The sequence below is a fragment of the Terrabacter sp. C0L_2 genome (assembly GCF_036352015.1).
In the GTDB taxonomy this organism is placed as follows: domain Bacteria; phylum Actinomycetota; class Actinomycetes; order Actinomycetales; family Dermatophilaceae; genus Terrabacter; species Terrabacter tumescens.
In genome coordinates, this window is sequence record NZ_CP143557.1 from 782,337 (window position 1) to 794,586 (window position 12,250).

10 protein-coding genes are annotated in these 12,250 nt (G+C 71.1%); 3 read left to right on the forward strand and 7 right to left on the reverse strand.

Annotated elements, in window-relative coordinates; genetic code table 11:
* Positions 1-148: 148 nt before the first annotated feature.
* Positions 149-538 carry a tautomerase family protein gene (locus tag U5C87_RS03660; RefSeq protein WP_330475288.1) on the forward strand — a complete coding sequence of 130 codons (390 nt, stop codon included), beginning with the start codon at positions 149-151 and terminating at the stop codon, positions 536-538.
* A gap of 111 nt (positions 539-649) precedes the next feature.
* Positions 650-3,442, forward strand: coding sequence for a hypothetical protein (locus tag U5C87_RS03665; protein WP_330475289.1), 2,793 nt, complete (start codon positions 650-652; stop codon positions 3,440-3,442).
* A gap of 152 nt (positions 3,443-3,594) precedes the next feature.
* Here the strand turns inward: U5C87_RS03665 and U5C87_RS03670 are convergent, their stop codons facing one another.
* Genes U5C87_RS03670 through U5C87_RS03695 form a run of 6 tightly spaced genes read right to left on the reverse strand, consistent with a single transcriptional unit; the run spans position 3,595 to position 9,951 of the window.
* A complete protein-coding gene (locus U5C87_RS03670; protein WP_330475290.1) occupies positions 3,595-4,845 on the reverse strand; it encodes a CehA/McbA family metallohydrolase in 1,251 nt (416 codons plus the stop codon).
* A complete protein-coding gene (locus U5C87_RS03675; RefSeq protein ID WP_330475291.1) occupies positions 4,842-5,921 on the reverse strand; it encodes an ABC transporter ATP-binding protein in 1,080 nt (359 codons plus the stop codon). Before U5C87_RS03675 ends, U5C87_RS03670 begins: the two co-directional genes overlap by 4 nt.
* The gene (locus U5C87_RS03680; RefSeq protein WP_330475292.1) at positions 5,921-6,754 is read right to left on the reverse strand and encodes a carbohydrate ABC transporter permease; all 834 of its coding nucleotides are present in this window, start codon (positions 6,752-6,754) and stop codon (positions 5,921-5,923) included. The genes U5C87_RS03675 and U5C87_RS03680 overlap by 1 nt, the downstream gene beginning before the upstream one ends.
* A 26-nt stretch (positions 6,755-6,780) precedes the next feature.
* Complete coding sequence (locus U5C87_RS03685; protein ID WP_330475293.1) at positions 6,781-7,662, reverse strand: carbohydrate ABC transporter permease; 882 nt, start codon at positions 7,660-7,662, stop codon at positions 6,781-6,783.
* Between the two features lie 43 nt (positions 7,663-7,705).
* Positions 7,706-9,133, reverse strand: coding sequence for a sugar ABC transporter substrate-binding protein (locus U5C87_RS03690; RefSeq protein ID WP_330475294.1), 1,428 nt, complete (start codon positions 9,131-9,133; stop codon positions 7,706-7,708).
* A gap of 53 nt (positions 9,134-9,186) precedes the next feature.
* On the reverse strand, positions 9,187-9,951 hold the full coding sequence (locus tag U5C87_RS03695) for a DeoR/GlpR family DNA-binding transcription regulator (RefSeq protein WP_330475295.1): 765 nt from the start codon (positions 9,949-9,951) through the stop codon (positions 9,187-9,189).
* Positions 9,952-10,130: 179 nt separating this feature from the next.
* Between U5C87_RS03695 and U5C87_RS03700 the strand changes: the two genes are divergently transcribed.
* Positions 10,131-11,204 (forward strand): sodium:calcium antiporter, encoded by a 1,074-nt coding sequence (locus U5C87_RS03700; RefSeq protein WP_330475296.1) that lies wholly within the window; start codon positions 10,131-10,133, stop codon positions 11,202-11,204.
* Between the two features lie 37 nt (positions 11,205-11,241).
* On the opposite strand, the gene U5C87_RS03705 is transcribed toward U5C87_RS03700, so the two are convergent.
* Complete coding sequence (locus U5C87_RS03705) at positions 11,242-12,246, reverse strand: cation diffusion facilitator family transporter (RefSeq protein WP_330475297.1); 1,005 nt, start codon at positions 12,244-12,246, stop codon at positions 11,242-11,244.
* Positions 12,247-12,250 lie beyond the last annotated feature (4 nt).

Below are 12,250 nucleotides of genomic sequence, written 5' to 3' on the forward strand. Positions count from 1 at the left end.
CCCACGCGGGCGGGGGCGTCGCGCTGCCCCGTGGCTCTGGATTGGACGCTGGGACGGGACAGCCTGGGCTCGCCGCTGGGACTGGATGCTGGGAGCCGCTCGCAGGAGCGTCGGGTACGTATGGAGCACCCTCACCTCAGGAGCTGCCATGCCACTCGTGCGCATCGACGTCATCGAAGGACGGTCCGACGACGACCTCCGCCGCCTCGCCGACACCGTCCAGGACGTCCTCGTCGAGCACTTCGCGGCTCCGGAGCGCGACCGCTACCAGGTCATCCACGAGCACCGGCCCGGACGCATCATCGCCCTCGACACCGGACTCGGCTTCGAGCGCACCGACGACGTGGTCGTCATCCAGATCACCCAGCAGGGCCGCGACGAGCAGCAGAAGAAGGCCGTCTACGCCGCGCTCGCCGACCAGCTCGAGGCACGCTGCGGCCTCGCGCCGACCGACCTCGTCATCTCCGTCGTCGAGAACAGGCCCGCCGACTGGTCGTTCGGGCTCGGCCGCGCCCAGTTCCTCGAGGGCGACCTCTGAACCGAACGTCAGGCCAGCCCTGACCCGAGCGCGATCTCCCTCCGACTCGCTTCCGGCTCGGGGCCTTGCTCGCCACGACGACAGGCACTGCGGCTGACATGATCGTGAGCCATGACCGCAACGGTGTGGCTCGTCCCCCACACGCACTGGGACCGTGAGTGGTACGAGCCGTTCCAGCGCTTCCGCCTGCGCCTCGTCGACCTCATGGACGACGTCGTCGCCCGGGCCGAGCGCGAGCCGGACTTCCGCTTCACGATGGACGGCCAGATGGCGGCGGTCGACGACTACCTCGAGGTCCGGCCCGAGCAGACCGAGGCCGTCCGTGCGCTCGTCGCCCGCGGCCAGCTCGCGATCGGGCCGTGGCGCGTGCTCATGGACGAGTTCCTCTGCTCGGGCGAGACGATAATCCGCAACCTCGAGATCGGCTGGGCCGACGCCTCGCGCCTCGGGTCGGTCATGCCGATCGGCTACCTCCCCGACATGTTCGGTCACTGCGCGCAGATGCCTCAGCTGCTCCGCCACGTCGGCATCGAGCAGGCCGTCGTGTGGCGTGGCGTCCCGGCCGAGGTCGACAGCCACGAGTTCTGGTGGCGCTCCCCCGACGGCACCGGCATCCGCACCGAGTTCCTCGCCAACAGCTACGGCAACGCGGCCGACGTCTTCGGCAGCGGCGCCGCTGCCGAGCGACTCGCCGCTCGCCTCGCCACCCAGTCGCACTGGTATGCCGGGGACTTCCTCGCGATGTACGGCACCGACCATGCCGCCCCGCTCCCCTCCCTCATGAGCGAGGTTGCCGAGGTCGACAGCGACCCGGACGGTCCGCGCGTGCGGGTCGCGACGCTGACCGACTACCTCGCCGAGGCCCGGCACCCGCGCGAGGAGCTGCGCGTCGTCGACGGCGAGCTGCGCAGCCACGCCCGTGCCAACATCCTGCCCGGCGTCCTGTCGGTGAGGTGGCACCTCAAGGAGGCCATGGCCCGCACCGAGAGGCTGCTGACCCGCTACGCCGAGCCCTTCGCGGCGCTGCACCTGAAGGCGCTGCCGGCGCACTACCTGGCGATGGCGTGGCGGCGGGTCGTCGACTCCTCGTGCCACGACTCCGTGACCGGGTGCGGCGTCGACGAGACCGCCGTCCAGGTCCTGGCACGGCTGCAAGAGGGCGAGCACGCAGCTCAGGCAGTGCGTGACCGCGCGCTGGCCTGGGCCCAGGCGCTGAGCCCGGCCGAGTCCGTCGTCGTCGCGAACCCGCTTGCCGCGCAGCGTGACGACGTCATCGAGCTGACCCTGCCGGTGCCGGAGCAGTGGGCCGAGGTCGGCTTCGAGCTGCCCAGCGGCCGGGTGGTCCCGGCGCAGGAGGTCTCACGCCCGCCGGTCGAGCTGGCTCGGGAGACGGTCGCGGCGGCGGACCTGCCGCGGCTCATGCACCGCGTGCACGACCGCGAGCTGTTCGGCCTGCAGATGAGCCGCATCGAGCTCGCCCCCGGCGAGCGCCGCCTGACCTTCCACCTCGCCGACCACGGTGACCCCGACTTCGACGCGATCGCCGCTGAAGCCCAGCTGAGCACTGCCGCAGCAGAGTCCGGGCCTGACGCAGTATGGGACGTCGTCACTGCCGACGAGCCGCGACGCCGCCTGGCCGCGGTCATCCCGACCCCAGCCCTCGGCTGGACGGCCATCCGCGTGGGTGAGCTGACGCGTACCGAACCGACGGACGCGATCGGGCCACACGGCATACGCCGGGGCGGGCGCGTGCTCGACAACGGTCTCGTCCAGGTCCGCGTCGACACCGACGGCACTCTGACGGTCACTGCGGACGGCGTCACCCTCTGCGGAGTCGGCCGGCTCGTCGACGGAGGCGACCCCGGCGACTCCTACAACTACGCACCGCCGGCGCACGACGTGCTCGTCAGCGAGCCGACCCAGGTGTCGGTGACGGCGCTGAGCAGCGAGGGACCGGTGGTCGGGAGCCTCCGCGTCGACCGCCGCTACGACCTGCCCGTCACGAGCTACCTCGCCGGGCGGTCGGATGAGACGGAGCCCACCACGGTGGCGATGCACGTCGAGCTCCGCGCCGGCGAGCCTTTCGTTCGACTCCGCCTCGACTGGCAGAACGTCACCCGCGACCACCGGCTGCGCCTGCACGTCCCGACCGCCGAGCCGGCGACAGTGTCGCACGCCCAGGGCCAGCTCGCCGTCGTCGAGCGTGGCCGCACCGCTGAGGCAGGTCCGGTGGGCGAGCACCCGCTGCCGACCTTCCCGGCCGAGCGCTTCGTCGACGCGGGAGATGTCGCGGTCCTGCTCGGCCGCACGGTGGAGTACGAGGTCGTCGACTCGCAGGATGGTGGCACCGAGATCGCCGTCACGGCGCTGCGAGCCATCGGCTACCTCAGCCGCAACGTGCACCCCTACCGCAGCGAACCGGCCGGACCGCAGCTGCCGACGCCCGAGGCGCAGGTGCTCGGCCCCTGCCACCTGTCCCTCGCGGTGATGCCGCACCGGAACTCGTGGGCGGCTGCGGGGGTGGCTGAGGCGACCGAGGCCTACCTCCACCCCGTGGTCGTGGCCCCTGGCACCGGTCCCGTGGGCGGCCCGCTGCCGTCGATCGAGGGCCTGAGCCTGCTCGGTGCCGGCGTCCAGCTCGTGTCGCTCCGGCGTCGCGCGGACGCCGACACCGCCGTCGAGGTGCGGGTCGTCAACAGCTCGGACCAGCCCACCGTCGCGGTGCTGGGTTCCGACGCCGTCCCGGTCACTGCGGGCCTCGCCGTCGACGGTTTCGGCCGGCCCGTCGAGCTCGGCGACGCGGCCGACCTCCCCGTGGTCGCGGATGGTCGCGCCCGCCTCCCGTTGCGCCCGTGGCAGATCGCCACCGTCCGCGTCGACATCGGCGCACCCGTGTCGACCTGACGCTCACCGCCACCCCCACCTCGTCGAGTGCCCACTTCCCGACGCCGGGATCCCTCCGAAGATGCGTCGGGAACTGTGCACTCGACGTGCGACGGGGCGTGTGCTGGGCGTCGATCGGCCGCTCGGCGATCAGCCGTGGGCCGCGCGGCCCATCAGCCGCAGAGGGCGTGGACGACCCGGTCCTCGTCCTCGAGCCAGCACGGCCCCTCCCACCCCGACACCCTGAACCGGTCACCGAGCACCCGACGCCGCGCCCGACCGGACCCGGTCAGCAGCAGCCCCCCCGCGTCGACGGCGACGAGCTCGTCGCCGTCGCGGACCAGGACCGATCCGTCGACCGACGCACTGACGGCAGTCCGTCCGGCTCGCACGGCGCCGATAACGTCGTCACCGTCGGCGAGCACCCACGTCGTCGGCGAGCCGGGCGGTCCGTCGTGGCCGTGCTGGTGGAAGTCGCTCCCCCCGATGGGCACCGTGCCGGGAGTCATGAGCCACCACGCGAGCGGCGCGCCCCACGTCGGCACCTGCGCCCACGACGAGTGCCACACCTCCGCGACGGCCGGACGCGCAGGAGAGCCGCCGACAGGCAGCAGCCAGGCGCAGTCCGCCGCGAGCGGGTGGTTGACCGACAGCACGCCGCCCCGGCTCTCAGCCTGTGACGCCCACGTCTCCGGCGCGCTGCGGAAGTCGACAAGCCCGACGTCGCCGAGCACGTTGGCGTGGCCGACGTCCCGCGTCACCTCCTGCCCAGGCACGAGCACGATGCCGTACGCGTGTGCTGCGTGCGGGAGGTGCGCGTGATGACTCGTCGTGTTGTGGTCGGTGACCGCGAGGAAGTCCAGGCCCCGCGATGCCGCCAGAGCCGCCAGCCCACCGACCGACAAAGCGCCGTCGGAGTGCACGGTGTGCGAGTGGAAGTCGCCGGCGAGCCAGCGCATCCCGTCCCGATCTGGCAGCCGGCCCTGACGGCTCGGGCGTCCCGAACGGTTCGAAGCCTCGACGGCGGGAGGATCGCCTGGCTCGGCTGCGCGGTGCTCGTTCACCACCACGCCGTCGACGACCCGCACCGTGAGCTCCATCTCCACGCCGTCCGCAGGCACGCGGTGCAGTCCGACCAGAACTGCCCACGTCCCCGCCTCCACCGGCAGGGGCACGTAGCCCGGCGTCGCCCACCCCTGTGAGACGACGACACGGCTACGTGCCCCACCTGACCACCCGACGTAGCCCCGAGGACCCACGAGACCGAGGTCGAGCACGGCACCCGGCCTGGCGGCATACGTCATCTCGATCTCCACCGCGCCGACCTCGCTCGACACGTCGAAGGCGACCTCGCGGATCTGCTGCTCGGCGCGGTCGTCGGGGCGCCAGACGCGGCGCAGGTGCAGAAGCGTGCGTGAGGTCATGAGGCGAGCAGCTCGCCGTCCTCGTCGTAGACGAGCACCCGTCCGGGCACAGGCGTGATGCGGACCGCAGTGCCCGGCTCGGGCTCGGATCCCTCTGGCACGACGGCCTGCACGCGGTGGTCATCGGGCGTACGGGCGGTGACGAGTACGCTCGCGCCGAGGTTCTCGCTCGTCTCGACCTCGCCCTCGAAGGCGAGCGACCCGGCCTCGTCGACGCGCGCGTACTCCGGCCGGAAGGCCACGGTGACGGCGCCGTCACGAGCGTCTCGGGCCGCCCAGCCCGCGTCGACGGCGTCGACCGGCTCCCGGTCGCCGACCTTCAGCTTCCCGCCGCGCAGCTCGCCCGGCAGCATGTTCATCGGCGTGGAGCCGATGAAGTTCGCGACGAACGTGTTGGCGGGACGGCGGAAGATCTCCGACGGCGTGCCGAGCTGGCGGATGCGCCCGGCCTCCATGACGGCGATCTGGTCGGCCATGGCGAGCGCCTCGCTCTGGTCGTGCGTGACGAAGACCGTCGTCACGTCGAGGTCGCGCTGCAGCCGCTTGAGGAAGGTGCGCGCCTCGAGCCGCAGGCGTGCGTCGAGGTTGGAGAGCGGCTCGTCGAGGAGGAAGACGTCGGGCTGGCAGGCCATGGCTCGTGCGAGCGCCACGCGCTGCTGCTGGCCGCCGGAGAGCTCGCCGGGCCGGCGGTCCATGAGGGCCGACAGCCCGAGACCTTCACCCGTCTCGGCGGCCTTGGCGGCGCGCTCGGCGCGGCCGACCTTCTTGATGCGCAAGGGGTAGGCGATGTTGTCGGTGACGCTCATGTGCGGGAAGAGCGCGTAGTCCTGGAAGACCATGGCGACGTTGCGCTCCCCCGGCGACAGCGTCGTGACGTCCCTGTCGCCGATGCGGATCGAGCCGCCCGTCGCCTCCTCGAGGCCCGCGATGGTGCGCAGCAGTGTCGTCTTGCCGCAGCCCGACGGCCCGAGCAGCGCGAAGAACGAGCCGTCCTCGATGGTGAGGTCGAGGCCGTCGATGGCGGTGACGTCACCCGGGTAGACCTTGGTCAGTCCGTCGATGTGGATGCTGGCCATCAGCTCTTGATGCCTCCATGGAAACGGAACCCGTAGCGCCGGTTGACGAACAGGTAGAGCGCCACGACCGGCAGCGCGTAGACGAGCGAGAACGCCGAGATGAGGGGCAGATTCGCCTGCCCGCCCTCGGAGTAGAAGGTGTACATGACGACGCCCGCCGGGAGCTTGGTCGGGTCGCGAAGCAGGATGTAGGAGGTGAGGAAGTCGCTCCACACGTTGACGAGCGCCCACACCGCGATCGTCGCGAGCCCGGGTCGGACGATGGGCAGCACGACGTGGCGCAGCACCTGCAGTGGCGTCGCGCCGAAGACACGGGCGCTCTCCTCGTAGGACTTGGGCGTCGCGTCCATGAAGTCCTTGAGGATGAAGATCGCTGCTGGCAGAAGGCCGCCCGTCAGCACGAGGATGACGCCTGAGCGGTCGTCGATGAGGTTGAGCGCGAACATCAGCTGGAAGATCGGCACCATCGCCGCCGTGCCCGTGACGATCGAGCTGAGCAGCAGCAGCCCGTAGAGGATCGTGTTGCGTCCCGGGATGCGCACGCGGGAGAGGGAGTATGCCGCGAGCGCCGCCATCGCGGTCACGCCGACCATCGTGCCCACCGCGAGGTAGACGGAGTTCTTGAGGGAGGAGAACGCATACGGGTTCTCCGAGAGCTTGCGGAAGTTCTCGAGCGTCCAGTCCGGCCAGCTGACGTCAAGGCCCGGGTGGGCGTCGAAGGGCGCCGTCACGAGCCAGAGCATCGGCAGCGCCCAGAACGCGACAGCAGCCGCGACGAACGCGACGATCGCGAGGCGGCCGACGACCGATCGCGCCCGGATCGGCGCCCTCACGGATGACCTCGTCCTCGTCCGCGCGCTCATCGGCGCTCCCGGAGCAGGCGGACGTAGAAGAGCGCGATGATCAGGTTGATGAGCAGCATGATGAAGGAGATCGCCGAGCCGTAGCCGAGCTGGCCGCCGTAGAGCGCCTTGTTGTAGATGAAGACCGGCAGCGTCTCGCTCGCGTGGTTCGGGCCGCCTGCGGTCAGCAGGTAGGGCGAGAAGTCGTTGAAGGTCCAGAGGCTGATGAGCAGGGTGTTGGTCAGCACGTGTCCCCGGATGTGCGGCAGCACGACGTCCCGCAGCTGGGCGAACGTGCCGGCCCCCGCGAGCCGGGCCGACTCGAGCTGCGACGGCGGCACGGCGCCCAGGGCGGCGGAGAAAAGCAGCATCGAGAAGGCAGTGCCACGCCAGGTGTTGAAGACGATGATCGAGGCCATCGGGTGCTCGAGCAGCCACTCGGTGCCGGCGGTCTGGAGCACCGCGTTGAGCGTGCCGCCGTCACCGGAGAGGTAGGCCACCCAGAGGAACGCGACGATCGAGCTCGGCAGGATCCACGCCAGCAGCACGAGCGCCTCGACCCCGCCGCGCACGAGGCGCGGCACGCTGCGCAGGGTCCAGGCGAGGGCGAAGCCGGCGACCGTCTGGCCGATGATCGCCGAGCCGAGCACGAAGAGCAGCGTCAGCCACAGCGAGTTGCGGAAGTCCGGGTCGACGATGGCCGCCCTGAAGTTCTCCAGCCCGACGAACTGCGGGTTGGCCGCCTGGATGCCGGTCAGCCGGTAGTCGGTCATGCCGAGGTAGACCGTCCACACCGCGGGCACGACGAGGAAGGCCGTGACGAGGATGAGCGCCGGCGCGACGAGCCCCACGGCGCGCCGGCGCCCCAGTCCCGCCGCGTCCACGGACGTGACGGTCACCGGGCACCTGCCTCCCCCTGCAGGGGCAGGTGCCCGGACGTCATCACGATGACGACACCTTGTCGGCGCCGCCGACGGCCTTCTCGACCGCGGCCCCGTAGGCCTTTGCTGCCTCCTCGACGCTCTTGCCCGACACGATGTCGGCGGTGGCCTGCTGCAGCGCCTGCGAGACCTGCGGGTAGACCGCGAGGCCAGGACGGTAGTGCGTCACCGGCAGCACCTTCTGCGACACGAACGACAGGAACGGGTCCTTGGAGAGGACCTGCGCGTTGACGTCCTGGCGGGCGGTGATCTTCGCCGAGCCGTGGAGCAGGGCGTTGATGGCGTCCGGGGAGCCGATGAACTGGAGCAGCTCCCACGCCTGCTGCGGGTACTTCGTGTTCGGGTTGAGGAAGTAGCCGCCACCGCCCGACATCGAGACCTCGTTGCTGCCGCCCACGCCGCTGCCCGGCTCGCGGGCGGGGATGAACGCCCAGCCGACGTCGGTGTTGCGCGAGGCCATCGGGGCATCGCCGTTGTCGGGGTTGATGACCGAGCGCCAGAAGTAGTCACCCTCGAGCAGGATGCCCACCTTGCCCTCGGCGAAGGCTGCGAAGGACTGGTCCCGGCCCTTGGCCGCCTGCTGGAAGTTCTTGTTCTCCAGGCCCTGGTCGAGCAGCTGCTTGTAGAAGGTCAGCACGTCGCGCACGGCCTTGGTGTCGCCCTGCCACTTGCCGTCCGCGTAGATCTCCGAGCCGGCGCCGACGAGCAGCGGCAGCACGCCCTGCATGGTCGTCGCCTCGCCCATGGCCGTGCCGGCGTTGATCTGGATGGGGTCGACACCCGAGATCGACTTGAGCTTCGTGCCGGCGTCGATGATGTCCTGCCACGACTTCGGCTGCCAGTCAGCGGGCAGGCCCGCTTGGGCGAAGAGCTTCTTGTTGAAGTAGAGGACGCGACCGTCGGTGCCGGCCGGGATGCCGTACGTCTTGTCCTCGAAGGAGACGTTGGCCTGCACGGCCTTGGGGATCTGCGACCAGCCCTCCCACGACGTCACGCCGGCGCCCGCGACGTCGCTGAGCGGCTTGAGGTAGCCGGCCTGAGCGAACTCGCCGACCCAGATCCCGTCGAGCGCCATGACGTCGGCGCCGGCCTTGCTCTTGAGGTCGAGCGCGACCTTGGTCTTGTACTGCTCGTCGTCGACACCCGAGGGCTGGAAGGTCAGCGTGACGTTGACGCCCTTGGCCTTCTGCTGCTTGGTGAAGGTCGGGATGACGTACTTGGCGTACCAGTCGGCCTCGTCGGCGTTCTTGCCGCCGGCGATGGAGTTGGACGTGATCGTCAGCGTCACGTCCTTGGCGCCGGCGTTCTGCGAGGGGCTGGTCCCGGCGGAGGAGCTGCGGTCGCAGGCCGCGGCCCCGACGAGGGCGAGCGACGTCGCGACGACGGCCAGCACGCGCTTGCGGACACCGGGGGTCGTGGTGGGTTTCATCGGTGAGCTCCTTCTCTGGGGTGGTGGAAGGTGGTCAAGAGCGGTGGGGCGGGTCAGGCGAGGAGGACGTCGGTCCCGTGGGCTCTGGCGAGCCCGAGGGTCGGGTGCTGGGCGTCGGCGTTGGTGATGAGGGTCGACACCGCGCCGAAGTCGCAGACGCGGATGGAGCCCTGGCCGGGGAACTTCGTGCGGTCGGCGAGCAGGACCACCTGTCCGCCGGCCTCGAGCAGGAGGCGCTTGGTGGGCACCTCGACGGAGGTCGTGTCGAGCACCCAGCCCTGCGCGTCGACGCCGCTCGTGCCGAGGAAGACGGTCGACGCGCGCACCCGGCGCAGCGCCTCCTCGGTGAGCGGCCCGACGAGCGAGTGGTACGAGCGCCGCAGCGCACCACCGAGCAGCACGATGTCGACGGCCGGGTCGCCTCTCAACGCGTCGAGCACGGCGAGGCTGGGCGTGATGACGGTGATGGAGCGGCCCTTGAGCTCGTGGGCCAGGGCTCCCGTGGTCGTGCCGATGTCGAGCAGGATCGTGTCGCCGTCGCGCACGAGCTCGGCCGCCCGCCGGGCGATGGCCTGCTTGTCCGCCGCGGCGTCGTCGGCGACCTCCTCGTAGGGACGGTCCACCTCGGCCGGCACGTCGGCGACGGTCAGCGGCGCAGCGCCCCCGTGCACGCGGCGTACGAGGCCGGCGTCGGAGAGCTCGGCGAGGTCACGGCGGATGGTCGCGGCCGAGACGCCCAGACGCGCGACGAGGTCCTGCACGGAGACGGCCCCGTCTCGTAGCTCGTCGGTGATGGCCCGATGCCGCGCGTAGCGCACCCAAGCACAGTGACACATGAATGAGCGGAAATGCGCGTTGTTGCGCGTCCGATGCGCGTTTCTTTACCTGCGGCGGCTCTACCCGGCCCGCACACGGACCTGACTACCCCGCGCACGGTGCGCATGCGAAATACGCGGGCTTTGAGGTTGTTGTCAAGGTCTGTCCCTACGGTGGCCAGGTGAACCTGCTACCTCACCTGCCACTCTGGGCCGAGCTCCTCGTCTTCGTCGCCAGCGCCGGTGTCATCTGGGGTGCCGGGATCCCGCTGTCGAACTACACCGACATCCTCGCCGACCGCCTCCACCTCGGGCAGGCGCTCGGGGGGCTCATCCTGCTCGCCGTCGCGACCAACCTTCCCGAGATCGCCATCACCTACAGCGCCGCCGCGAGCGGCCACCTCGATGTCGCGGTGAGCAACATCCTCGGCGGCATCGCGATCCAGACCGTGGTGCTCGTCGCCCTCGACGCCTTCGGCGTGCGCGAGCGACGGCCGTTGACCTACCAGGCCGCGAGCCTCGTGCTCGTCATCGAGGGCGCGATCGTGCTCGCGGTCCTCGTGGTCGTCGTCATGGGCACCCAGCTGCCCAAGGACCTCGTCGTTGCCCGGCTCTCGCCAGACGTCGTGCTCATCGCGGTGGTCTGGGTGGTCGGCCTGATGCTCACGCAGCGGGCCGGGTCGAGGCTGCCGTGGTCGAACAGCGGTGAGGCGCCCGACAGCCAGCCGAAACCCCGCGGGCACTCGAAGAAGGCCCGCTCGGACGAGGCGAACCGACGAGGCGTCAGCACCACGCGGGTCGTCCTCGTCTTCGGCGCCGCAGCCCTCGCCACCCTCATCGCCGGCGCGCTCGCCGAGGAGAGCGGGTCCGCGGCCGCCGAACAGGTGGGGCTCTCCGGGGCGCTGTTCGGCGCCACCGTCCTGGCGGCCGCCACCTCGCTCCCGGAGCTCAGCACCGGGCTCACGGCGACCCGGCAGGGGGACTACAAGCTCGCCTTCGGTGACATCTTCGGCGGCAACGCCTTCCTGCCCGTGCTGTTCCTGCTCGCGGTCCTCGTCTCCGGCAAGGCGGTCCTGCCCAACGCGCACTCTGCCGACATCTACCTCACCGGACTCGCCGCGCTGCTGACCATCGTCTACATGGGCGGCCTCGTCTTCCGGCCGGCCAAGGAGCACGCCCGCCTCGGGATCGACAGCATCGCCGTGCTCGCGCTCTACGCCCTCGGTGTCGTCGGGCTGGTCTTCCTGCCCCAGTAGCGCCCTGGTCCCGGCCTCCTCAGGCCGCGGCGGCGCGTCAGGACATGCGCCCGCCGGCCGGGCGGGTCGCCGGCGTCGCGGACTCGTCGGGGTCGAGCGTCGGGGCGTCGCTGCGCGACAGCGTGATCATGGCCCGCTCGACGAGCTCGCGCTCCTCGATCAACCGGCCCAGCTCGGCCAGCCGGCCGGCCAAGCGCGACTCGGTGTCGTCGCCGGTCAGGTCGACGGCGGCGACGAGGAAGACGCGCCCCGGCCCGACGAACTCGAGGTGCAGGAACGTCACGCGCTCCACCTCGTCGCTGCCGTTGAGCTCGTCGTAGGCCTGGCGCCACAGCTCGGGCCGCACGGCCTGGCCGACGAGGTAGTCGCGGTTGCGCCCGATGAGGAAGATCGCGACGACGCCGAGCAGCAGGCCGACGAGGATCGAGCCGACCGCGTCCCACACCGCGTTGCCGGTGACCTGGTGCAGGAAGATCCCGATGCCGGCGATGAGCAGGCCGACGAGCGCCGCGGCGTCCTCGGCGAAGACCGCGCGCAGCGTCGGGTTCGAGGTGTTGGCGATGAACTTCAGCGGCCGCAGCCCGCGCGCCCTGGCCTCGGACCGGGTCTGCCGCGTGGCCTGCACGAACGAGACGCTCTCGAGCACGAAGGCGATGGCGAGCACGGCATACGCCCACGTGTACGACGTCTCCGGCTCCTCGTGCCCGAGCACCGAGATGCCGTGCCACACCGACACGACCGCGCCTGCGCCGAAGAGGCCGAAGGCCGCGAACATCGACCAGACGTACGCCTCGCGCCCGTAGCCGAACGGGTGCGTCGCGTCGCGCGGCTTGGCCGCGCGACGCTCTGCCGTGAGCAGGAAGATCTCGTTGCCGGCGTCGGCCCACGAGTGCGCCGCCTCGGCGACCATCGAGGCCGAGCCGGTGATGACGGCGACTACCGACTTCGCGATCGCGATGAGCGTGTTGGCCGCCAGCGCGATGAGGACGGTGGTGAGGCTCTCGCTCTTCTGGCCCTGCTCGTGCTCCGCCGTGTCAGCCATGCTC